The 24,676-nt window shown below is 32.7% G+C and carries 22 protein-coding genes; 8 read left to right on the top strand and 14 right to left on the bottom strand.

Annotated features, from left to right (window positions below; genetic code table 11):
- The first annotated feature begins 95 nt into the window (after window positions 1-95).
- The 3 genes from ACEN2I_RS01375 to ACEN2I_RS01365 all read left to right on the top strand — a co-directional run bounded on the left by ACEN2I_RS01375 (window position 96) and on the right by ACEN2I_RS01365 (window position 4,746).
- A complete protein-coding gene (locus ACEN2I_RS01375; RefSeq protein ID WP_441764327.1) occupies window positions 96-1,277 on the top strand; it encodes an acetyl-CoA C-acyltransferase in 1,182 nt (393 codons plus the stop codon).
- Window positions 1,278-1,433: 156 nt separating this feature from the next.
- Window positions 1,434-3,239, top strand: coding sequence for an acyl-CoA dehydrogenase family protein (locus tag ACEN2I_RS01370; RefSeq protein WP_441764326.1), 1,806 nt, complete (start codon window positions 1,434-1,436; stop codon window positions 3,237-3,239).
- A gap of 412 nt (window positions 3,240-3,651) precedes the next feature.
- On the top strand, window positions 3,652-4,746 hold the full coding sequence (locus tag ACEN2I_RS01365) for a glycoside hydrolase family 18 protein (RefSeq protein ID WP_441764325.1): 1,095 nt from the start codon (window positions 3,652-3,654) through the stop codon (window positions 4,744-4,746).
- Window positions 4,747-5,132: 386 nt separating this feature from the next.
- On the opposite strand, the gene ACEN2I_RS01360 is transcribed toward ACEN2I_RS01365, so the two are convergent.
- The gene (locus ACEN2I_RS01360) at window positions 5,133-5,657 is read right to left on the bottom strand and encodes a DUF4251 domain-containing protein (RefSeq protein ID WP_441764324.1); all 525 of its coding nucleotides are present in this window, start codon (window positions 5,655-5,657) and stop codon (window positions 5,133-5,135) included.
- 27 nt (window positions 5,658-5,684) lie between these two features.
- Entirely contained in the window at window positions 5,685-6,119 is a 435-nt protein-coding gene (locus tag ACEN2I_RS01355; protein ID WP_441764323.1) for an META domain-containing protein, read from the bottom strand.
- 213 nt (window positions 6,120-6,332) lie between these two features.
- Between ACEN2I_RS01355 and ACEN2I_RS01350 the strand changes: the two genes are divergently transcribed.
- From ACEN2I_RS01350 to ACEN2I_RS01340, 3 genes are all read left to right on the top strand, one after another.
- On the top strand, window positions 6,333-6,860 hold the full coding sequence (locus ACEN2I_RS01350) for a superoxide dismutase family protein (protein WP_441764322.1): 528 nt from the start codon (window positions 6,333-6,335) through the stop codon (window positions 6,858-6,860).
- A 64-nt stretch (window positions 6,861-6,924) separates the two neighbouring features.
- A complete protein-coding gene (locus ACEN2I_RS01345; protein ID WP_441764321.1) occupies window positions 6,925-7,494 on the top strand; it encodes a YdeI/OmpD-associated family protein in 570 nt (189 codons plus the stop codon).
- Between the two features lie 131 nt (window positions 7,495-7,625).
- The gene (locus tag ACEN2I_RS01340) at window positions 7,626-8,828 is read left to right on the top strand and encodes an LETM1-related biofilm-associated protein (protein WP_441764320.1); all 1,203 of its coding nucleotides are present in this window, start codon (window positions 7,626-7,628) and stop codon (window positions 8,826-8,828) included.
- A gap of 46 nt (window positions 8,829-8,874) precedes the next feature.
- Here ACEN2I_RS01340 and can read toward each other — a convergent pair whose 3' ends face one another.
- From can to ACEN2I_RS01320, 4 genes are all read right to left on the bottom strand, one after another.
- Window positions 8,875-9,513 carry a carbonate dehydratase gene (gene can, locus ACEN2I_RS01335; RefSeq protein WP_441764319.1) on the bottom strand — a complete coding sequence of 213 codons (639 nt, stop codon included), beginning with the start codon at window positions 9,511-9,513 and terminating at the stop codon, window positions 8,875-8,877.
- Window positions 9,514-9,648: 135 nt separating this feature from the next.
- The gene (locus ACEN2I_RS01330; protein ID WP_441764318.1) at window positions 9,649-11,286 is read right to left on the bottom strand and encodes a SulP family inorganic anion transporter; all 1,638 of its coding nucleotides are present in this window, start codon (window positions 11,284-11,286) and stop codon (window positions 9,649-9,651) included.
- 79 nt (window positions 11,287-11,365) lie between these two features.
- Window positions 11,366-11,650, bottom strand: a complete 285-nt coding sequence (locus tag ACEN2I_RS01325) for a hypothetical protein (RefSeq protein WP_441764317.1) — start codon at window positions 11,648-11,650, stop codon at window positions 11,366-11,368.
- Between the two features lie 132 nt (window positions 11,651-11,782).
- A complete protein-coding gene (locus ACEN2I_RS01320) occupies window positions 11,783-12,262 on the bottom strand; it encodes a Dps family protein (protein WP_441764316.1) in 480 nt (159 codons plus the stop codon).
- Window positions 12,263-12,371: 109 nt separating this feature from the next.
- Between ACEN2I_RS01320 and ACEN2I_RS01315 the strand changes: the two genes are divergently transcribed.
- The gene (locus tag ACEN2I_RS01315) at window positions 12,372-13,313 is read left to right on the top strand and encodes a LysR substrate-binding domain-containing protein (protein ID WP_441764315.1); all 942 of its coding nucleotides are present in this window, start codon (window positions 12,372-12,374) and stop codon (window positions 13,311-13,313) included.
- Window positions 13,314-13,408: 95 nt separating this feature from the next.
- On the opposite strand, the gene ACEN2I_RS01310 is transcribed toward ACEN2I_RS01315, so the two are convergent.
- From ACEN2I_RS01310 to ACEN2I_RS01275, 8 genes are all read right to left on the bottom strand, one after another.
- Window positions 13,409-14,149, bottom strand: a complete 741-nt coding sequence (locus tag ACEN2I_RS01310) for a rhamnogalacturonan acetylesterase (RefSeq protein ID WP_441764314.1) — start codon at window positions 14,147-14,149, stop codon at window positions 13,409-13,411.
- A gap of 18 nt (window positions 14,150-14,167) precedes the next feature.
- A complete protein-coding gene (locus tag ACEN2I_RS01305; protein WP_441764313.1) occupies window positions 14,168-15,517 on the bottom strand; it encodes a glycoside hydrolase family 28 protein in 1,350 nt (449 codons plus the stop codon).
- A gap of 45 nt (window positions 15,518-15,562) precedes the next feature.
- Complete coding sequence (gene pelA, locus ACEN2I_RS01300; protein ID WP_441764312.1) at window positions 15,563-16,663, bottom strand: pectate lyase; 1,101 nt, start codon at window positions 16,661-16,663, stop codon at window positions 15,563-15,565.
- A gap of 37 nt (window positions 16,664-16,700) precedes the next feature.
- Window positions 16,701-18,284 carry a glycoside hydrolase family 43 protein gene (locus ACEN2I_RS01295; RefSeq protein ID WP_441764311.1) on the bottom strand — a complete coding sequence of 528 codons (1,584 nt, stop codon included), beginning with the start codon at window positions 18,282-18,284 and terminating at the stop codon, window positions 16,701-16,703.
- Between the two features lie 73 nt (window positions 18,285-18,357).
- Window positions 18,358-19,584 carry a glycoside hydrolase family 88/105 protein gene (locus tag ACEN2I_RS01290; RefSeq protein WP_441764310.1) on the bottom strand — a complete coding sequence of 409 codons (1,227 nt, stop codon included), beginning with the start codon at window positions 19,582-19,584 and terminating at the stop codon, window positions 18,358-18,360.
- A gap of 30 nt (window positions 19,585-19,614) precedes the next feature.
- The gene (locus ACEN2I_RS01285; RefSeq protein WP_441764309.1) at window positions 19,615-20,832 is read right to left on the bottom strand and encodes a glycoside hydrolase family 88/105 protein; all 1,218 of its coding nucleotides are present in this window, start codon (window positions 20,830-20,832) and stop codon (window positions 19,615-19,617) included.
- A 24-nt stretch (window positions 20,833-20,856) separates the two neighbouring features.
- Window positions 20,857-21,795, bottom strand: a complete 939-nt coding sequence (locus tag ACEN2I_RS01280) for an alpha/beta hydrolase fold domain-containing protein (protein ID WP_441764308.1) — start codon at window positions 21,793-21,795, stop codon at window positions 20,857-20,859.
- Between the two features lie 104 nt (window positions 21,796-21,899).
- Window positions 21,900-23,339: a glycoside hydrolase family 28 protein gene (locus ACEN2I_RS01275; protein WP_441764307.1), complete on the bottom strand. Its 1,440-nt coding sequence runs from the start codon at window positions 23,337-23,339 to the stop codon at window positions 21,900-21,902.
- Between the two features lie 284 nt (window positions 23,340-23,623).
- Between ACEN2I_RS01275 and ACEN2I_RS01270 the strand changes: the two genes are divergently transcribed.
- Window positions 23,624-24,652 carry a LacI family DNA-binding transcriptional regulator gene (locus tag ACEN2I_RS01270; RefSeq protein WP_441764306.1) on the top strand — a complete coding sequence of 343 codons (1,029 nt, stop codon included), beginning with the start codon at window positions 23,624-23,626 and terminating at the stop codon, window positions 24,650-24,652.
- The last annotated feature ends 24 nt before the right edge of the window (window positions 24,653-24,676 follow it).

Below are 24,676 nucleotides of genomic sequence, written 5' to 3'. Positions count from 1 at the left end.
TAGATGCAAGAAACAAGAAGCAAGACTTCAAACTACGTTTTGTGTTTTTTCTTGCTTCTTTCTTCTTTCTTCTAAAAATCTTAAAAACAAAACAAATGAAAACAGCATATATAGTAAAAGCATACCGTACGGCGGTAGGAAAAGCACCAAAAGGGGTTTTTAGATTTAAGAGACCTGATGAATTAGCTGCAGAAACCATTCAGTTTATGATGGATGAACTGCCAGATTTTGACAAAAAACGTATCGATGACGTTATGGTAGGAAATGCCATGCCGGAAGCTGAACAAGGACTAAACGTTGGACGTTTGATCTCTTTAATGGGATTAAAAGTCGAAGATGTTCCTGGTGTAACCGTAAACCGTTATTGCGCATCTGGATTAGAAACTATTGGAATGGCGACTGCTAAAATCCAATCAGGAATGGCTGAGTGTATTATTGCAGGTGGTGCAGAAAGTATGAGTTATATTCCGATGGGAGGTTACAAACCAACTCCGGATTACAAAGTTGCAGCTGCAGGTCATGAGGATTATTATTGGGGAATGGGTTTAACTGCTGAAGCGGTTGCTAACCAATATAAAGTCTCGAGAGAAGATCAGGATGAGTTTGCTTACAACTCTCACATGAAAGCCTTAAAAGCACAAGCTGAAGGGAAATTTGACAAACAAATTGTTCCAATTACTGTTGATCAGACCTTCATCAATGAAAACGGTAAAAAAGAAACTAAATCATACGTTGTAAAACAAGACGAAGGTCCAAGAGCCGGAACATCTGTTCCTGCCTTGTCTGGATTACGCCCAGTTTTTGCTGCTGACGGAAGTGTAACAGCAGGTAATTCATCACAAATGAGCGATGGTGCTGCTTTTGTTTTAATCATGAGTGAGGACATGGTTAAAGAATTGAATCTTGAGCCAATCGCCAGATTAGTAAATTTTGCTTCTTCTGGTGTTGAGCCAAGAATCATGGGTATCGGACCTGTAAAAGCAATTCCTAAAGTGTTGAAACAAGCAGGAATGTCATTAAACGACATTGAGTTATTCGAGTTGAATGAAGCTTTTGCTTCTCAATCCTTGGCTGTAATTCGTGAACTAGGATTAAATCCGGATTTAGTAAACGTAAATGGCGGTGCCATTGCTTTAGGTCATCCACTAGGTTGTACAGGAGCAAAACTATCTGTTCAATTGTTTGATGAGATGAAACGCAGAGGTAACAAATACGGAGTTGTAACTATGTGTGTAGGAACTGGACAGGGTTCTGCAGGTATTTACGAGGTACTATAGATAAAGTATTTTTTCTTATTCTGTCATTGCGAGGAACGAAGCAACCTCACTAACCATTACGCAAAGTTTTATTTTGCAATGTGTTTGCTTCGTTCCTCGCAATGACAAGATTGGGGAAATAAAATCATAAATAAAAAACATACAAAAACAAAAGCAATGGCAGATACAATCGAAAAAAACGTAACCCGTGGTGGTCAGTTTTTAGTTAAAGAAACAAAATGTGAAGATATCTTTACACCAGAAGATTTTTCGGAAGAACAGTTAATGATGCGTGACTCTGTTAAGGAGTTTGTAGACAAAGAATTATGGGCACATAAAGATCGTTTTGAGAAAAAAGATTATGCTTACACAGAAGAAACTATGCGCAAAGCTGGTGAATTGGGACTTTTAGGAGTTGCTGTTCCTGAAGCTTACGGCGGACTAGGAATGGGATTTGTTTCTACAATGTTAGTTTGTGACTACATTTCTGGTGCAACAGGATCTTTTTCAACAGCTTTTGGTGCTCATACCGGAATTGGAACTATGCCAATTACATTATACGGTACAGAAGAACAAAAACTAAAATACGTTCCTAAATTGGCTTCAGGAGAATGGTTTGGAGCTTATTGCTTGACTGAACCAGGTGCAGGATCCGATGCTAACTCAGGAAAAACAAAAGCGGTTCTATCTGAGGATGGAAAATACTACTCAATCACAGGACAAAAAATGTGGATTTCGAATGCTGGTTTTTGCAGCGTGTTCATCGTTTTTGCCCGTATTGGAGATGACAAAAATATTACAGGTTTCATCGTAGAAAATGATCCGTCAAACGGAATTTCTATGAATGAAGAAGAGCATAAATTAGGAATCCGTGCTTCTTCTACCCGTCAGGTTTTCTTCAATGAGACAAAAGTTCCCGTTGAAAACATGTTGTCTGAAAGAGGAAACGGTTTCAAAATCGCGATGAATGCTTTGAACGTTGGTCGTATTAAATTGGCTGCCGCTTGTTTGGATGCACAAAGAAGAGTTACTTCCGGAGCTGTAAAATATGCTAACGAAAGGATTCAGTTTAACACACCAATTTCATCTTTTGGCGCTATCCGTTCTAAATTAGCTGAAATGGCAACTAGCGCTTACGCTGGAGAAAGTGCATCTTACCGTGCTGCAAAAGATATCGAAGACAGAATCGTAGCTCGTGAGGCTGAAGGAACTTCTCACCAAGAATCAGAATTAAAAGGAGTTGAAGAGTATGCTATCGAATGTTCAATCCTGAAAGTAGCAGTTTCTGAAGATGTACAATCTTGTGCTGATGAAGGAATTCAGATTTTTGGCGGAATGGGATTCTCTGAAGACACTCCAATGGAAAGCGCCTGGAGAGATGCTCGTATTGCCAGAATTTACGAAGGAACAAACGAAATTAACAGAATGCTTTCTGTTGGTATGTTGATCAAAAAAGCAATGAAAGGACATGTTGATTTACTTGGACCAGCAATGAAAGTTCAGGAAGAATTAATGGGAATTCCATCTTTTGACACTCCTGATTTCTCTGAATTATTTGCAGAAGAAAAAGGAATCGTTGCCAACCTTAAAAAAGTTTTCTTAATGGTAGCGGGAAGTGCTGTTCAAAAATACGGTGCTGATTTAGATGCTCACCAACAGTTATTAATGGCTGCATCTGATATCTTAATCGAAATTTATATGGCTGAAAGTACTATTCTTAGAACTGAAAAATTAGCCAAAAATCAAGGTGAAGATAAAGTACAAGAGCAGATTGCTATGGCAAAACTGTACCTATACAAAGCTGTAGATATTGTAAACCTAAAAGGAAAAGAAGGAATAGCTTCTTTTGCTGAAGGTGATGAACAACGTATGATGTTAATGGGATTACGCCGTTTTACAAAATATACAAACATGCCAAACGTAGTAGCATTGAGAGAAACAATTGCTTCTAAATTAGTTGCGGAAAATTCATACTGCTTCTAATATAAAATAGTTTTTTTAGCTTTTAATTTGTTTAAACCCGTACAACCCGAAATTGTACGGGTTTATTTTTTTATCTACATAAATGATTTTTTACCATATATGATATAAGTTCATTTAAACATACTTTGTCGATATTTCTTGCGAATTTAAATTCTTATATTTTCCTAAACAAACAGCATAAGATTCTTATATGATTTATATCGTTTAAAACATCATTTTGCTATCAAAAGAGAATTTTAATTTCTTATATTTTCCAGAAGCACATGCTAACCAGACAGCTTCTATCTTATTACATGGTTTTAAGCCAATATCACAAATCTTTATTAAAATTACGGTTATGCTATAGGATTAATAACAAAACTTACAATTCAATGTTTTATATTTAGCATTTTAAAACTTTAAAAAACATAAAATGAAACAAGTTAATCTAATTACCCTTTTATTTATCTGCCTGATATCCTCAAATATTTTTGCGCAGAAAAATAAAAAAATAGACATCATCGCTTATTATACCGGTGATTCTAAAATCATTGACGAATACGAAGTCAATAAACTGAATCAAATAATTTTTAGCTTTTGTCATTTAAAAGACGGCAAACTAAGCGTAGATTCTCCTAAAGATTCAATTACAATAAAACACTTAGTTTCTTTGAAAGCTAAAAATCCGCAATTGAAAATCATTTTATCACTTGGTGGCTGGGGTGGCTGCGAACCTTGTTCATCTGTATTCTCAACTACCGAAGGGCGTTTGAAATTTGCAAAATCAGTAAAAGAAATCAGTGACTCTTATAAAGTTGATGGTTTTGATTTGGATTGGGAATATCCCGCAATTGAGGGACTGCCTGGGCATTTATATCAATCTGTGGACAAATCAAATTTTACGGAATTAATCAAAATATTACGTTCGGTTTTAGGAAAGAAATACGAATTGAGTTTTGCTGCAGGAGGTTTTCAAAAATATTTAGATGAATCTATAGATTGGAAAACGGTTGCGCCATTAGTAAATCGTATTAACATTATGAGTTATGATTTAGTAAATGGCTATTCAAAAGTTACCGGACATCATACGCCTTTATTCAGCACAAATGCAAACGAAGAATCGACAGACAGAGCGGTTACTTATTTATTAAAACAGGGAGTTGCTGCTGAAAAATTAGTTATTGGTGGTGCATTTTATTCAAGAACCTGGAAAAATGTAGAAAACATTAACAATGGTCTTTATCAGGCTGGTGAACACATAGAAGGGGTTAGTTTTAAAGATTTTGAAAAAACGTATACTGAAGCAAACGGCTGGAAATATTTTTGGGATGAGAAAGCAAAAGCACCTTACTGGTACAATACACAAACCAAAACTTTCGCAACGTCTGATGACCTTAAATCTATAAAGGAAAAAACTAAATATGCAAAATCCAAAAAACTGGGAGGAATCATGTTCTGGGAACTTACTTTAGATACTACTCGTGACGGAATGGTTAATGCTATTTACGAAGTGAAAATGGCTAAATAGACAGTCAAAAAAAATAAAAAAAGCGACAGTTGTAGAAATCTATAACTGTTGCTTTTTTTAATTAAAACATATTAATATTTTCTTTTTTTTTAAGAATGAATATTGATAGGCGGCAGTTAAAGCATAATAATTCAATCCGTTATTGGTATAAGCACCTATATGGATCTGCTAATACATTTACATCCATATAAGCATATCCGATTGCAGCTACATTTATTTTTTTTGCATATTAGTATAAACTCTGGGTTCTAAATCCTGAATGTAAGCTGTAATTACAAATAAAAAAAACAGTATCGGTAATCGATTTTTCGAGAGAATATAAAAAGTCTTTTTTAGCATCCATCACAGAATTTGGGACACAATGATTAAAAAACTACCTACAATTCCTATTTTTTAAGTTCTTCTGGTTTTGGTGCTTCAATTTCTCCATCATAAGAAATTGAGGCCCTATTATTACTATTGACTGAAAGAGTTGCTCCTCCATTAAAGAAAACAGTAAAAAAAAGATTATAAACATCTTCTTTACCTTTTACAGTTGTTTTTATATTATACGATTTTTTATTTTTTTCAATTCGTATATCTTCAGGAATACCTTCGAATTTTATACCGCCTTCTCCTCCTCCGTAAGGTATATTAAATCCACGTCCAAAAAAAGGCAGATCGCAGGTTGTCTTGGTTTCATTAAATTTTAAAAAATAAGTGTTGTAATCTAAATTCAAAAGCCTGCCTCCCTGCGGCATAACTTTTTGTGCTTCAAAAACAAAATTCTTAGAATCAATAAGGGCTTTTATTTCTTTTTGTTTCTGTAGTTCTCTTTCTTTTTTAAGTTCTTTTTTGGATTTTTCCTGTGCTAATAAAGGATATCCTAAAAAAGATAATACTATTAAAAAAATGAATAGTTTAGTTTTCATAAATTACATATTTAAGAAAAGGAAATTCTATTTTTTTGTGAATCTCATCATTGCAATATCACCAGAAATAAGGTTTAAAGTTTTTCCTTCATCAGTAACACTATAGGAAGTTACTTTTGACAAAGTACTCATAAAAACCTGTTCACCCTGGCCGTCCATACACATCATTTTGGTTGCTGCCATAGGTTGGGTAAAATCAATTTTATTCTCAGTTACTTTAAGTTTTCCTGTATAAGAATTACAGCTGTTATTGCCCGAAACCAAATTCTCTTTAATATTGAAATTTATAGTAGGTCTTTTATCAGGATACAAACCATCGAAAGCGATTCGCGGTCCGCTGATATAATTAAGCTCCCAGTTGCCTTCCAGTTGTGAAACGGTGTCCTTTTTTTTACATTTAAAAACATTACAGGAAACTAATAGAAAACTAAAGAAAATAAGTATGACAACATTCTTTATCATAATCTTAAAATTTTAAATATTAATGAATTAGAAACCGGAATTAAACATTTGTATCGTTAAAACTTATACGAATTTAAGCAATATTTTTGAGTTCTTCATTCGAAGTGAATTAAATTACACAGAATAGTTTTAGATTTTTTTAACTTCAATCCTTAAAGATTATCGTTTGTTTTATGTTAAATTTACTTAATCTTAAATTTAAAAGCCACACATATGAAAAAAATGATTTTTTCTTTCGCAATAATTACTGCCTTAATAATTGGCTGCAAAACTAGTACAAAATCAAACGATGCTAAAACTCTGACTATAACTTTAGAGCCAAAAAGCAATAGTAGCGTTACAGGAACTGCAACTTTTACAGAAAAAAATGGCAAAGTAACTTTTACAGCAAAACTGGCAGGTTTGCAACCTGGAGTTCATGCTGTTCACATTCATGAAAAATCAGATTGTACTGCTGCAGATGGAAGTTCTGCCGGAGGACATTGGAATCCAACTTTTAAAAAGCATGGAAAATGGGGAGTTGGCGAATATCATAAAGGTGATATTGGCAACTTTACAGCAGATGCAAAAGGTAACGGAACTATAACCATGACTACTGATGAATGGGCAATTGGGGGTGATGATGAAACAAAAAACATATTAGGTAAAGGATTGATTGTGCATCAAGGTGCAGATGATTTTACCTCCCAGCCGGCAGGTAATGCAGGTGCAAGGGTTGCCTGTTCCGGAATTATAAAATAAAGTTTTTATCTAATGATGTTTTTAAAATATAAATCTCATAACAGAACCTAACAAAAATATTTTTTTGAAAGATCAGGAACATCTATATTTTAAAAACGCTCAGGAATGGAGAGCTTGGCTGCATGAAAATCATCACAGTTCAAAAGGCATTCATTTGATATTTTACAAAGTAAGCAGTGCAAGTGAAAGTATGCGTTGGGAAGAAGCTGTTCAGGTTGCAATTTGCTACGGTTGGATAGATTCTACTGTTAGGAAGATTGATGACGACTCCAGAAAGCAATTTTTTTCGCCCAGAAAAACTAAAAGTGTCTGGAGCAAACTCAACAAATCCTATATTCAAAAGCTAATCGCTGCTAATTTAATGCACGAAAGCGGTTTAGCTAAAATTGAAATTGCAAAACAAAATGGCTCCTGGAATTCCTTAGATTCTGTCGATGAGTTGATTATTCCCAAAGAACTTCAATTGGCTTTCAATTCTAATCCAGTTGCTTTTGAGAACTATCAGAAGTTTAGTCCCTCGTACAGAAAAAATTATCTTTACTGGCTCAATCAGGCCAAGAGAGAAGAAACAAGAAACAAGAGAATTGCAGAGATAATTTTGCTTTGCGAACAAAATAAAAAGGCGAGAGTCTAATTTTACATTCCTCTTTACTTCACAAAATATATAGCCACTATTTTTTTTACAAAATCTAGTGGTTATTTCATTTAAAAAATTAATCTTGGCACGAGAAAAAGATATAGCTTTGTATTCTCAAATTAAAGTTAATGATTAACCCATCGGCACACGGCTGGATAGATAAATTTTTTAGTGACCAAAAATTCTCAGAAGCCATTCCTTTTGAGACTACAAATTCTTTTTACCAAAAAGTAAGAGAAACAGGTTTTATCTACGGGCATATTATTTCTATTAATTCTCAAATCCCAATTCCAATAAAAGGCTGGTTTAAAACTGAAATTTCTAAAATTGCCTTATTAAACACCTTGTATCATGTTTTTTGCTTAGAAAAAAGAAACTCCGAACCCCATAACTTTATTTCTGAAGTTTTAAAATTCTATAAGGAAATGAATCCTGAGAGTTTTAATTTGTTCAAAATTCTGCTTCCAAAAGATTCGCCTTCACTTGAGTTAGAAAATATAATTGATCAGAGAGTACAAACCAATGACAGCATTATTAGCAAAAACTTCTCGCATCTTGTAACTAATGCTTTGTTATTTATAGATGTACTGGCTTTTAGACAATATTTAGAAAATGGTACAATTCCGGAGAAGTATCTCAAAAGAATTGAAGAAACTGTACTGGGAATCGTAGGACTTGCATTAAAAACAAAAACGGTTAAATCACAGCATGACGACTTATTAATTAAGCTTTTTGAGGCTTCTATACGTTATTCTAAATTTTCAAAAGTTACAGTCGATACTTTAGAAACCTTACGTCTTGATTATTTTACCAATACACTAGAGCATTATTACTTAATCGATATGGCCGGTATGGCTTTATGGAGTGATGGCGTAGTCGAAAATGAAGAAGCTTACTTTTTATATTCTTTAGGATCAATGATGGAGGTTTCTGATGATTTTGTAACTCAAAGTATCGATACAACAAATTCGTTTATAACAACACATAAAAAGAAAATACCCTATTTCAATTATTCGAATCCGGTAAAGCATTTCTATGATCAGATGACACATACGGTTGTAAAATTGATCATTAGAAACAAAAACAGATTAATTAAGGAAATTGTTCAGAGTAAAGAATTAATGGTTCTTTTGGCTTATTCTACAACCAGAGATTTGGATGCCAAAGAAAAGAAAAAAGTAAAAAAACAGCTTTTGGATATTTGTAAAACAATACCATCACTTACTATATTTTTACTTCCGGGAGGAAGTTTATTATTGCCTATTTTAATCAAGTTTATTCCAACAATGTTACCATCTGCTTTTAATGAAAATCTAGATGAAAATGAATAAAAAAAAATCGCCTTATTTGAGGCGATTTTTTTTTACAAATTACTTCTTACAAATTACTCAATTGATAAACATCATCTAGTTCTTCATTCGATGCAATATTCACATTCAAATCGGTTACGAAACCTGAATTTAAACCGTAAACCCATCCGTGAAGCATTAAATCCTGACCATTTTTCCAAGCAGCCTGTACAATTGAAGTTTTAGCCAAATTATAAACTTGCTCTTTAGCATTGATTTCAACAAAAGCATTGAAACGTTCTGTTTCATCTTCGATTGAATTTAGATATTTATCATGCAAACGGTATTCATCTTTAATATGACGAATCCAGTTATCGATAATACCCACTGACATATTTCCCATTGCAGCTTTTACACCACCACAACCATAATGCCCGCAAACAATAACGTGTTTTACTTTTAAAACATTTACGGCATAATCCAGTACGCTTAACATATTCATGTCTGAGTGAACAACCATATTGGCAATATTTCGGTGTACAAAAACCTCACCTGGCTTTGCTCCTATAATTTCGTTTGCAGGAACACGACTGTCGGAACATCCAATCCATAATAATGGCGGGGTTTGACCTTTAGCTAAATCAGCAAAATAATTTGGGTCTAATGCTAATGATCTTTCAACCCACTCTTTATTATTGTCTAATAATTTTTGATAAAATTCTCTCATTACTTATTAATTTTTGAAATGGTATTTTTATATCTATAAAATATTAAAATAAACTTTTGCAAAGTTACATTTTTTGATATTTATAAAACTTTAGAAATACCTTAATTATTTTTTTATTTGTTTTAAAACTCTTTTTTATTCAACTTCTTTTTTTACTAAAATTCTTTTAGCAACATCATAATAATGCTCGATTGTGACGTGGTTATTCGTCTCTGGGGTATTTTCCAATTCGTATGCTTTCTTAAAACCTTTCAATTTTACTTTAATGTTTTCATCTATAGCCCGTGTTTCCTTAAACTCACGAATCAAATCCAGAACATCATGAGCGATATACTCCGTATCATGCGCATTTATGATTACTTTAGAATTTTCAGGAATATCATTTAAGGTTTGTTTGATTGCTGCTTTATTCAAAAATGAAACTTCCTGTGCCAAATCGATATGGATAATATCTCCGTCTTCATATTCTTCTTTTTTAAAACTGTAAGCTCTTTTTAGATTTCCTCTCAATACAAAAATGATACTAATAATGATTCCCAACGCAACCCCTTTAAGCAGATCTGTAGCTACAACAAATACTAAAGTTGCGATGAATGGTATAAATTGATATTTTCCTTTTTCCCAAAAATGTAAAAATGTAGCAGGTTTAGCCAGTTTATATCCTACCAAAATCAAAACGGTAGCCAATGTAGCCAACGGAATTTTATTCAATATTGCCGGAATAGCCAAAACACTGATTAACAAAAGTACACCATGAATAATAGAAGACATTTTAGACTTTGCCCCTGCATTATTATTAGCAGATGACCTAACCACAACCGATGTCATAGGCAGTCCACCTATAAGAGCACTCATCATATTACCAACCCCTTGCGCTTTTAATTCGATATTGGTATTGGTATATCGTTTCTGAACATCCATTCTGTCGGAAGCCTCAATACACAAAAGAGTTTCAATAGAAGCAACAATGGCTATAGTAATCCCAACAACCCAAACTTGCGGATTTGTTACTGCAGCAAAATTTGGCGTTATAAGAATTGATTTAAATTCATCAAAAGATTGTGGAACAGGTAAAGAAACCAAATGCTCTTTTGCAATTGCCAACGAACTACCTGAAATAGTAAATATTTCATTCAAAACTACTCCCAGAACAACAGCTACAAGTGCTCCCGGAATTAATTTTAATCTCTTTAAAAAAGGAACTTTATCCCAGGAAATCAATATAACTAATGATACTAACGAAATTACGACAGCACCAGGCTTAATATGATTAATTACATCGAATAAAAATGAAAAAGTATTGCTTCCGTCATGTTGGATAAAAGCCTGATCTCCTTCAAAATCTGCATCGTAACCAAATGCGTGTGGTATTTGTTTTAAGATGATAATAATACCAATACCCGCTAACATTCCCTCAATAACATTTGTTGGAAAATAATTTGAAATACTTCCGGCTTTTAAAAACCCTAATCCTAACTGAATTAATCCAGCAATAAAAACAGACAGTAAAAAAACATCGAAAGCACCAAAATCAGTGATTGCAGTCAAAATAATAGCTGTTAAACCAGCCGCAGGACCCGATACACTAATGTGTGACTGGCTTAAAAACCCCACCACAATACCACCAATAACACCTGCGATAATTCCGGAAAACAAGGGTGCTCCGGAAGCCATTGCAATACCTAAACACAAGGGAAGAGCCACCAAAAAAACTACTAAACCTGAAGCAAAATCAGATTTAAGGTTGGCAAAAAGATTCATTTTTTTTGACATAATACAATACTAAAAATTGATACATTAAGAATCTACTGCATTTTCTATAAATACAGTTAGTTTAAAATAATCGGAAGTATTATGCCAAATTTGGAGGGGGAGCAAATATGCTTGGAGAAATATTGTCTAGTTTTACAATATTTTCAGATGCTATTGTCTTTTTTTGAATATAAACCGGCATTGCAACTTCGTGTTGAAGTATTGCGGCATAAACGGCAGCCTTAAGTTCTTTATGAGAATGCTCTTCTTCAGAAAAACTGAAAAACATAGACGTATCATTGCTTTTCTTCATCAAGGTCACAACAGTTGGCGTTGCTAAGAAAGCAATAAATATGAATAATAATATGCGAGCGACTAATTTCATTGTGACAAAAATAACTTTTAACAAATAGAATCAAAGTATCAAGCTAAAAATTTTATAGAAATTTAACATTTATAAAAAAACAGAAAAATCAAATCTGACTCTTCTGTTTGTAATTATTTACTATACAGTAATTTAAAGCTCTTCTTCAAGCCAAGCATTCATCATCCAAATGGTTTTTTCCTGCTCTGCAATAAAGTCACTCATCATCGAATTAGTTCCTTCATCATTAATTTCTCCGGATTTATTCAAAATCTCCCGTTCAATTTTAAGCAAATCCGATAAAGAATGTACTATCAATTGAACTGCTTTTTCATCATTCGAAATATTTTTCCCAACTGTTAGTTTGTTGTTTTTAATATAATCTTCAAAAGTATGTAATGGTGTTCCTCCAATAGTCAAAACCCTTTCAGCAATCATATCAATCTTTAATTGAGAATCAGTGTATAACTCTTCAAATTTCACATGTAGATCGAAAAAGCGTTTCCCACGAATATTCCAATGAATTCCTCTTAAGTTTTGATAATAAACTTGAAAATTGGACAGCAAAACATTTAACTGTTTTACTAATAATTCTGATTCTTTTACTGGTAATCCTAAAATATTTGTTTTCATCTTATATTAATTTTATAGTATGTTTTTTACAAATTTAAAATAACTTCTTCGAAATAATTATAAAAAAAAATTATATTTTCTTATTTTTGCATCACAAAATACTATCAAAATGACTATTACTCAATTACAATATGTTTTAGCAGTAGCCGAACATAAAAATTTTACATTGGCTGCAGAAAAATGTTTCGTGACGCAGCCTACTTTAAGCATGCAGATTCAGAAAATTGAAGAAGAACTTAATATTTTAATTTTCGACAGAAGTAAAAAGCCTATTCAGCTTACAGATATTGGTCAAAAAATTGTAAATCAGGCAAAAAATATTGTTAATGAAGCTGACAGAATAAAAGACATTGTTGAACAGCAAAAAGGATTCATTGGAGGAGAGTTTCGTTTAGGAATTATTCCTACTATTATGCCTACCCTTTTACCCATGTTTCTAAGTAATTTTATAAAAAAATATCCGAAAGTAAAACTTTTAATTGAAGAGCTAAATACAGATGAGATCATTACAAAGCTAAAAAACGGTCATTTAGACGCTGCCATTGCCGCAACGCCTCTTGAAGATGAAAAAATTAAAGAAATCGTCCTTTATTTTGAGCCTTTTGTAGCTTACATCCCTGAACATCATTCCAGTTTTCAAAAAAATGAAATAGAAGTTTCTGATTTAAATATCAATGAAATTTTGCTTTTACAGGATGGCCATTGCTTTAGAGACGGAATTTTGAACTTGTGCAAAAATGGAACTGATATTGACCAAAATAATTTTCAGATTCAAAGTGGAAGTTTCGAAACATTAATAAAATTAGCCGATGAAGGTCTGGGAACAACGCTGCTTCCGTACTTACATACAATGGATTTAAAAGAAACTGATAAATTAAAACTACGTAATTTTAAAGAGCCAAAACCAGCAAGAGAAGTTAGTTTAATTTATCCGAAAAGTGAATTAAAAATGCAGATTATCGATGCTTTAAGAAGTACAATTGCCGGTGTAATAAAAGGTGCAATTGTTTTTCAGAATGTTCAAATTATTAGTCCATTACAAAAGAAATAAAAATAAAACTTAGTCCCTTTAAATAAAAAAATCGTATCCTAAACTTTACAAAAAAGTTAAACGGATACGATTTTTATTTTAGAATATTTAAATTTCTATTTAATTCCTTTCTTAAGTTTTTCAACAGAAGGATCTTCTAAAAGTTTTATTTGATTAACCACTATTTGAGCAATTTCTGTTGCGCCTTTTAACGAAAGATGCGTATCATCATCTTTAGCCTCTTTATAATATGGGGTTTCACCTGCTTTAAAATGCAAATGCAATTGTTTTGATTTCTCAGGACCATAAGATTGTTCCAGCAACTCTGTATAATACTCCAAATCAATAAAAGGAACTTTAAACTCCTGAGCCACTAATCTCGCTTCTAATGGATAATCCCCATGAGTAGCTATTAAAACCCCTTTTTCATTAAAATTTCTTCTTGCAATAGAGCTTAACAAAATAGGAATAGCTCCTTTAGAACGAGTTTCTTTTACAAAACGAATTAAATTATGTCTGTATGCTGTATGTGGATTTGTATAACGCAATGAATCCATATTTTTTTCATCATTATGACCAAACTCAATAAAAACATAATCTCCTTTTTTAAGCTTTCCATACACTTCGTCCCAATGTTTTTCATCAATAAAACTTCTCGTACTTCTTCCATTTAAAGCTTTATTTTCGATTATAACATCGTCTTTAAAAAAAGACTGTAACACTTGAGCCCACCCATGTTCAGGGTTTTTATCCGGATCTTTTTTGTTTGCCATTGTCGAATCTCCAATGGTGTAAACAGTAGTTTTTTGTGAAAAACAAGCTGCTGAAACCAACAGAATTAAAATATACTTTTTCATTTTTTTTATTTTATTAATCTATTTTGCTGCTGAAGGAACTGTAGCTTTCTCTCCAATGAAGACTTCATTAAGAATTACATTTTCAGCATTTGTAGTTGATATGGCGTTTTTAGCCCATTTTATTTCGATGTTGTTCAACGAAATATTTTTGATTTTTTTATCTGGAAATCCCTGGATAACGATTCCTGAAGCTGATGCTTTGTTACATGAAATATCAGAGAAAGAAACATTTGATATCTCAGACTGAAACCCTTTACCTTCTCCGTGATAATTAGCCGTTATATAAAGACAATCTTCGACTTCATCCAATTGAATATTTCGAACAAAAATATTTTTTATAAAACCTCCTCTGTCTGCGTTGGTTTTTAAATAAATTCCTCTTTTCAAATAACCAACTGTTTTGCAATTTTCAACAAACACATTTTGTACTCCGGCAGACATTTCGCTGCCTATAACTACTCCGTGTAGCCCCTTGAAATTGCAGTTTCTAATAACAATGTTTTCACTTGGTGTAACCGAATTAGCTCTTCCTTCATGATCTCTCCCCGCTTTTATCGCTACATTATCGTCACCGTTGTTGAACGTCACATTTTCGATCAAAACATCTTTGGCATACTCAGGATCTATTCCGTCATTATTATAATTTAATGATTTATAACTTATTCCTCTAACTGTTATACTTTCTGATTTTAGCAAATGAAGGCACCAAAAAGGAGAGTTCTCAATACGGATATCTTCAACCAAAATGTTTTTACAGTTAAAAAACTGAATCATTTGCGGACGCAAAAAGTAACCTTCACCAAATTTTCTGTCTTTTAATGGAACAGTGTTATGATTCATTTCACGGCTCAGCTCTTTACCTTTTGCTTCTTGTGCTTTAAAAGTTTTCCAGGTCCTGCCTCCTTCCCCATCAATTATTCCTTCACCAGTTAAAGCAATATTTTTGCAATCATAGGCATAAATTAATGGACTGTAATTATAAAGCATTGTACCTTCCCAACTGGTTAAAACCATAGGCAGATAATCTTCAGGTTTATCACTAAATTTAATTTTTGCGTCTTTTTCGATCTTTAAATTGACATTGCTCACAAAATGGATTGGACCGTTTAAAAGATAAACTCCCTTTGGAACTACAATTGTTCCGCCGTTATTCTTTTTGCACAAAGCCATTGCCTCATCAAAAAAAGGCTTGCTATTGGAAATAGAATCACCTTTAGCTCCCAATTTTACAACGTTAATTTGAAAAGAAGGGATTTTAGGTAACTGAATTCTATTAACAATAGAATCTACTTTTGCTCTTGGAAAATTATGATCCTGAGCAAAAGTAATTGTTGAACATAATGCCAGGAAAAAAAGCCTAATATTCATGATTTTTTATTTTTATAAGCAAGATCTTTATTCATTCTCTAAGAATTATTCTGAATCCGTTTTCTCTAAATTGTTTTTTTTTGCCCATTTTTTATATTTTTTCAAAACTTCCTTTGGTTCATTAGAATACCATGAATATCCATTTCTTCTCTCTTCTCCAATATCCGTTATAAATCTCTTTTTGATTCCGTCGCGGTCACAAAAAATTGCTTCATTAGTGTCAAGCTCAGCAAATCTTGGCCATATAGGCGCTACATCTTCTGTAGGATACATTTTTTTACCTATAATTTTACCATCTTCATCATATATACGCTCTTCTCTAAGATTAGTAATTTTTGTTTTTTCGAACCAGTCATAAGCACTTTTAACAGCTGTTTTCACTTCTGGTGACGGATTTTCAATAGACATTAATAATAATACTACTTTGGCAGATTCTTTACCACTTAACGAAGCAAGTTCATATGCTCTTGCATCAGCAGGTGCAAAAGTAACTTCATCATGCTGTGCGCACCATACCGTTAAAACACCATTTTGTTTATACTGTGTCTTTAAAATGCAATCAATCCCTTTTTCGAAAGCAATTTTAGCTTTATCAACAGTTTCCTTTGGAGGTTTAATACTATAGTAGTTTGTTTCATTACCTATTTCTCTCAATACATTCAAAACATCAACCATTGCATTATCGTTATAAGTGATATGCGTATAATATCCTTTTTTTAATGGAAAGAATTGAGGCCATCCACCATTAGGATATTGTGCTGAAAGTAAATAATCAATTGCTCTTAAAAATGAATCTTTATATTTTTCTTCTTTTGTCTGAGCATACATTTTAGATACAAAAAGTATTTCCTGTGTTGTTGCTCTATTGTCTATGGTACAATCTTTTCCTGTAGGTTTTAGCGCTATTAACTTTTCTTTCTCTTCTTCTGTCAATTCTTTTAACATTTGAATGTTTTTTGGCCAACCACCAATATCTCTTTGGTAAAGCAAGACATTTTCACCTATTTTTTTACCCTCCTCAGAACCAAACCAGGCAGAGTAACTTTTTATAATTAAATCCGGCCACTTTTTGGCCTTTTCTTGTCCGTTAACATAATAGTTGCTACAGATCAAAAGTAATAATACAGTTTTTTTAAGTTGATTCATTAATTAGTTAATTTAGTTATTTATTTATATAGTTTTTTTAGTTTTCATTACTTACTCTGAACCAATCTATAGCAACATTTCCAGCATCATTTATAATACCTTCCCTAAGTGCCAAAAAACCTATTTTAGCACCTATCCACTTACCTTCTCTTGCTGTAAAACTTTCGCCAACAGGATTAAATTTTTGTCCATCTTCACTATAAAGGAAATTACAAATTCCACCTGCTTTGACTTTGACTTGCAGGTAAATTGTATTCTCCTTCACTGTAATTTTCTTACTCTCAGATTCGATTCCTTTTTTATCAGATTTTAAAGCTGTTTTTTGTGAGAGAAATAATTTTCCATCCTCTTGTTTCAGACATAAAAAGCTATAATCCAATCCCATAATTAACAATCCGGTATATTCGCCATCAAATCTTGAATTGAACGTAATTTTTGTTGTAGCCGTAAACTCATTTGCCGGGAGTTTTTGCAAAAGTAAATTGGGAACATCAAACAGATTGTTGTAATCTTTTGGAGCAGGAATGCAATTTAAATTATAATATCCCATTGTAGTCGGAAATCCCCAGGTTATTTGCGGGTTTGAATGCCACTGCCATTGAAGCCCAAGTTTAGGATTATTAAATTCATCGCTTTCAGGTGGAGTTTCAATAGGGAATGTTTTTTTACCGACATTCGGTTTTTTATAAACCATAACTGGCTCACCAATACCGTCATTATCTTGATCAATTCCAATTACAGGCCAATCATTTTGCCACTTCATAGGCTGCAAATGAACTACTCTGCCATAAGCAAACTGATCCTGAAAATGAATAAACCAATCTTCTCCGGTCTGTGTCTGAACCCACCCCCCCTGATGAGGACCATTTACAGACGATTTTCCCTGATCCATTACTTTCCTTTTTTCATAGGGACCATATATATGTTTAGATCTTAAAACCGTTTGCCATCCCGTTGCTACACCTCCTGCTGGAGCGAATATATAATAATAACCGTTTCTTTTGTAAAACTTAGGTCCCTCAATAGTTGGTTCATCTTTATGACCGTCAATAATCATAACGTCATCATTATTTGCTAATAAGCCATCTGGGGTCATTGAACAAACTGCCAATGCACTTTTTATACCTGCACGGCTGCCTGCAAAGGCATAACCTAAATAGGCTTTACCATCCTCATCCCACAAGGGCGTCGGATCAATCAAGCCTTTTCCTTCTTTTACCATAATTGGTTCTGACCAGGGACCCTGCGCTTTTTTTGCTTTAACAACATAAATTCCAAAATCTGGATCAGGATAATAAATAAAAAATTCATTATTATGAAAACGAATACATGGAGCCCAGACACCATTTCCGTGTTGAACTTCATTGTAAACTTCCAAAGGTTTTTGTTTAGAAAGTGCATACCCAATTAATTTCCAGTTAACCAAATCTTTTGAGTGAAGAATCGGCAAGCCCGGAATACAATTGAAAGATGAGGCTGTCATATAATAATCATCCCCAACCCTTATGACATCCGGATCTGAATAATCAGCGTATAAAATAGGATTTTTATATGTCCCATCACCTTGATCAGCAACCCAGACTTTCGAGTAATTATTTTCGTTCTTATCTTGTGCAGTCATATTTAGCATATGACTACTACAAAAAACTAAAACGGCAATTTTAATAATTTTCATTTCCAAAAGGATATATTTCTTATCTGTTTAATTCTAATGCAGCTAAAATAAAGGGCCCTGTAGCTTTTGGGTCGTTATCTTTCCTTTTTTCATTTACATAATATTCGTAAGAACCATCTCTGTATGGATTACCTCCCAAGCCAGCAACCTGACAAGCCTGAGTTAAGGTAATTGTTCCATCAGCATCTACTTTCATTAATTGTGTAGTTAAACCATCAAAAGCTTTATTCGCTAATTTTTTAAATTTTGAAGGTAAATATCCTTTATTAGCACCTTTTGCAAATGCATAAGCAAACATTGATGATCCTGACGCCTCTAAATAATTTCCTTCTTTACCCATTTTATCTGTTACCTGATACCATAAACCTGATTTATCCTGATACTTCGCTAAACTTTCTGAAACATTATTCAAATACAAAACCAATTCTTTTTGTTTAGGATGATCCTTTGGAAAATAATCCAGTGCATCAACCAAAGCCATAACATACCAGCCTAGAGCTCTTGACCAGAAGTTTGGTGAATTTCCTGTTACTTTATCAGCCCACGGCATTTGTTTACTTTCGTCCCAGCCGTGATACAATAAACCAGTTTTTGGATCAGTTGCATGTAATTGGATTTGTTCGAATTGATGCGCAATATCATCAAGATTTTTTCCATTTTCAAAAGTAGCTGTGTATTGAGCATAAAAAGGTTCACCCATATACAAGCCATCTAACCACATTTGATTAGGATAGATTTTTTTGTGCCAAAATCCACCAGATTGCGTTCTTGGCTGTTCTGTTAATTGCTGACGCAATAATTGCATTGCTTTTAAATATTTGTGTTCTTTGGTTTTGTCGTAGGCATTAAAAAGTAGACGACCAGCCACAATCATATCAATATTGTGTTTTTCTATTTCATACGTTTTGATAGTCCCGTCATTTTCAACTAAAGCATCTAAATATCCCTGAACATAGGAGGCGTATTTTGGATCTGGATTTTTTTTATATAGTTCTTCGAATGAATATAAAACAAGACCATGAACATAGTCCCATTTTGGTGCTTTAGAATCGTCAATTTGCCAGGATTCCGGATGACGTTTCATCAAAGTCAAAGCCATTTTATCAGACCATTTCAAATCTTTAGAAACTATTGTTTCAGAATCTGCACTTTTTGCTGCCTCAGACGATCCCGTTTTACAACTAAAAAATGCGAGTGAAACAAAAAGTGTTACGGCTTTTAAAGTGTTGTGTGTGTTGTTTAACATAGTAATTATTTTAACTTTTTTTGGAATTTTTTATTTATCTAATTCTATGGCAGCCAATAAAAAAGCTCCTAAGCCATGAGAATTATCAGTTACAATTTTTTCATTCATATAATATTCAAATGAACCATCCCGGTAAGGATCACCTCCTAATCCGGCACTTTGACAAACTTGTGCAATATGAATCTCACCGTCCTTGTCAACACTAATAAGGCTGTTTATTAAACCATTGAAGCCTTTTTCAGCAACTTTTTCAAATTTAGCTGGCAAATATCCTTTATGAACTCCTTTTGATAAAAAATAAACTAACATTGACGAACCAGAAGATTCCAAATAATTGCCTTTTTTATTTTTCAAATTTGGAATTTGATACCACAATCCAGATTGGTCCTGATATTTAGTAACTGCAAGTGCTAATTCATTTAAATACCCTATTAATTCATTTCGCTTTGGATGGTCTTTTGGAAAATAATCTAATGCGTCAACTAATGCCATACCATACCATCCGAGAGCTCTTAACCAAATATTAGGAGCTGTACCAGTTTCTTTATTTGCCCATGGCATTTGTTTGCTTTCATCCCAAGCATGAAAATAAAGTTTTGTTTTTTTATCAAACGAATGCTTATTCAGCAGCTCAAATTGAAGCGCTACATCATTTAATTTATCTTCATTTTCAAATTCAGCATTATATCTTGCATAAAAAGGCTCTCCCATATACAAACCATCTAACCACATTTGATTCGGATAGATTTTTTTGTGCCAAAATCCGCCAGATGATGTTCTTGGGTAATCGTTAAAATTGTTTCTTAATGTTTTAAGGGCAGTTAAATACTTTACGTCTTTTGTATTATCATACAAATCAAAAAATATTTTTCCTGCGTTTATATTATCAAGACTATGATTTTTAGGATCGAACTTTTTAATAGTGCCATCATTTTCAACAAAAGTATCTGCATAACCTTTTACATAGTCATAATATTTTATATCATTGGTTTTATTGTACAGTCTTTGATAAGCTAACAAAATCATACCAATTTTGTAGTCCCATTTGGGAGCTTCGTGTCCATCAATTCTCCATGCTTCAGGATTTCTTTTCATTATCGACAATGCCATTCTTTCTGACCATTTTAACTGCTCTGAAATACTCAATGCATTTTGAATATTACCCTGAGCCATAGCCTTGCCGTAACCAAAAATCAACAAAACAATTATACTTACATAAAAATTAAATTTTAAAAAGGATCTCTTCATTCTATGATGCCTATTAATTATTACTTATTTAAATATTTTATCCAGAAATTGGGTCGCATAAAGAACTGTTTCATCAAACCATGGATTAAAAAACCAAAATGAATGAGGAGTATCTTTAATTGTATGGACTTCACTATAAATTTTATATTTATTTAAAATCGAGATCATGTCGTCTCGACCTGCATGAAACCGGTTAATACTGCAGTTAACAAACAATATTGGTGGTGCATGTTTATCTGTATGCGTTAAAGCCGAAGCATTTTTCCAGTTTACTGGATTTTCATCAGAAGTTCCATCAAGCCAAAAAGCAGCCATATCTCCCTCTGATGATTCCGGATGTTTAAAAGCTAAAACTCCGTCTACATCAATAATAGCCTGAACTTTTGATGATGATTTACTTTTATTATTTACATCTTCAAAAGCTGTTTTTTTATTTGTTGTACCAATCAAAGCTGCCATTTGACCTCCTGAAGAACATCCTAAAACAGCAACTTTGTCTGGATCTACATTATATTTTTTAGCATTATCTTTTATAAACTTAATAGCATTTTTAATATCATAAACTCCTTGCGGATATTTAGCTTCCAATGAAAGCGTATATTCTATGGCAAAACATGAATAGCCATTTGAAGCAATTTCCTGCGCCATTACTTTCATGTGACTTTTATTTCCAGATCTCCAGCCACCTCCGTGAATCATTACCACTGCAGGATTTTTCTTTTTTGTCTCATTAAAATAAGCGTCCAAATGCAGTATTCTGTTTTTATTTTGTCCATAAACAGCATCAATAATTTCAGTAACATTGGTGTTTTTTAATTCCGGAGCTATTTCTATGAAAGGATATTTTTTTATCAGCTTTGTATAGGTGTTTTTTACAGTATATGAAGAATCAATACTATAATTGCTTTGTGCAAAAAAAGTATTTGAGAAAAAAAACAGTCCTAATAAAAAGATATTCTTCATAACAAAAAAACTAAAATTTAGTTAAGAAAGGAGTTTGGCTAAATACCAAACTCCTTTTTAAATAATTCAAATGATAATAAAGCAATCAAATAATAATTTCAATTTTATTCTTTAATTGATTCTACTTTTTTGTCATTGATATAGGTATTTATAAAATTAAAATTCTTAATATTTTTCAATAAGTATATGGAATCCGCTTTTTCGATGACTACATTTTTTAGCGTTACGTTTTCCACAGGAGAATTTTCATATCCTTCTGCCCTAATTCCATATTGACCTGCCTTTTTCACTTTTACATTCTCTAAACTTATATTTCTGATAACCGGAATAAAATTTCCTGTTTGCGAGCCGTAAACATTATAAAACATATTTAGTTTTAAAACGCATTCTTTAACTGTTCCTACTTGCAGATTTCTTACATAAACATCTTCAATAATCCCTCCTCGTTTAGAATTTGTTTTAATACGAATCGCCCTGTCTAAATTTGGACTATCCATAATACAATTTTCAACAAAAACATTATTAACGCCTCCAGATATTTCACTTCCAATTACAACACCTCCGTGACCATCAATCATTTTACAGTTCTGCACAATAATATTTTTACTAGGGATTCCAACTCTTCTTCCGTCAGCATCTCTTCCTGATTTTATAGCTATACAATCATCCCCGGTATTAAATACACAATTTCTAATTATTACATTTTGCGAATATTCTGGATCACAGCCATCGTTATTAGGACCGTGGCTATTTATCGTAACCCCGTCAATAATTATGTTATTGGATTTCATTGGATGCAAAATCCAGAAAGGGGCATTAACTACCTTGACATCTTTTATTAAAACAGTATTACATTCAAAAAACTCAATAAAATTAGGTCGCAAATAACGACCTTCTCCAAAAACTCTTTCTGTAACCGGGACTCCCTTTTCAGCCATATCAACTAAAACTTCACGATTGTCAGGATCATTTTGCGAAGGAATCCCTTTTTCCCAGCCATATGTTTTACCACCTGACCAAACCCACCAATTATTCGTATTAGCCTGACCATTCAAAGTACCATTACCCGTTATAGCTACATTAGTTTTATTTTTAGCATAAATAAGTGGCGAATAATTCATCAACTCTGTACCTTCCCAAGAAGTATGAACTATAGGATAATCTTTTGGATTTGTACTAAACAGAATTTCAGCATTATCTTCCAGATGTAAATTCACATTACTCTCTAAATGTATGGGTCCAGTTAAAAATTTACCATTTGGAACAATTACTCTACCACCACCTCTTTCTGCACATTCTTTTATAGCTTTTTCAAAAGCTAACGTATTAAATGTTATTCCATCATCAATTGCCCCATAATCTTTAATATTATAATTATTATCTAAAAATTTAGTTTTGACAATATTTTTAGCAATCGAATCCATTTTTTTCCAAGGATTAAAACTTGAAACATCTTTTGTTTTAATACCACATGATAAAAAACACAAAGCAAACGCTGAAAGAAGAAAAACCAAATTATATTTTAAAGCTTTATATATAATCATTTGTTAAAATTTCTATTTTTAAAATTAGGTTCATTACCTATGTAATCGATTACACGAAAATAGATAAATTGATCCAATAGAGCAAATTATTTTCTAAATAATTTATATAATCAATTTTAATTGTAAAATTAATTTACACTTATTACAAAAATTTATATAAATTTTTATTATTGTATCAGCATTCTAACTAAACAAAAGAATTTAGGTAATCGATAACATTTTATATTGGAATATCCAAAAAAAATGTATTTTTGTGTTAAAATAAACAAAATAATTTTTTTTTAATGAGTGAAAAAATAACCATATATGATATTGCCAAAAAGCTAAACATCACTGCTGCAACGGTTTCAAGAGCATTAAATAACAATCCTAAAATAAAAGAAAGTACAAGAGAGTTAGTCCTTGAAACAGCTGCTTCGATGAACTACAAACAAAACAAATTAGCTCTTGCTTTAAAAAGTGGAAAAAGTAATAATATTGGTGTGATTGTTCCCCGCGTTGACAGTAATTTTTTCGCATCTGTAATTAGAGGCATTGAAGAAGAACTTTACCCACATGGTTATCAAGTAATTATTTGTCAAACTCATGAAAATCCTAAGAGAGAAAACGAAAATCTTTATACTTTAATTGATGCTCAGGTTGATGGAATTTTAATGTCTGTTACTGATGTTACGAATGAAAATGATAGTGCTTTTCACAATGTGTTACAAAAAAATGTACCCTTGATATTTTTCGATAGAAGTAAACATATAGATGGTGTAAGTTCAGTCACTATTAATGACTTCAAAGGGGGATACATTGCTACGAAACAATTAATTAATCAGGGATGCAGATACATCGCACATTTATCAGGAGATCAATCTTTGGAAATTTTTAAAAATAGATTTTTAGGATACAAACAAGCCTTATCAGATAGTGGAATCCAATTTAACGAAAAATATGTCATTCAGTCTAAAAGTAGTGTGGAAGCAGGGAAAAACGCAATTAATATTCTATTAGAACTTGAAACTCCACCCGATGCCATATTTTCTTCAAGTGATTTTGCTGCGTTGGGAGCTATTCAGGAATTAAAAGAAAGAAATATAAATATACCGGGAGAGTTTTGCGTTGCTGGCTTTAGTAATGAGCCTTTTACTAAATTCATGGAGCTTTCTATAACTTCTGTTGACCAGTCACCACTTGAAATGGGAAGAATGGCTGCTCGTGTTTTCTTAGAGCAGGTAGGTAAAACGGATGCGGTTAAAATCGAAAAAAAGGTAGTACTTGCACCAGAATTACACATCCGTAAATCTTCAACAAGAACTACCTTTTAATAGGTTTTTTATTTACTAATAAGC

Source organism: Flavobacterium sp. W22_SRS_FK3 (assembly GCF_052113665.1).
Lineage (GTDB): Bacteria > Bacteroidota > Bacteroidia > Flavobacteriales > Flavobacteriaceae > Flavobacterium.
The sequence above is the reverse complement of the archived record's forward strand: the minus strand, read 5'-3'. Positions and strand labels throughout refer to the sequence as shown.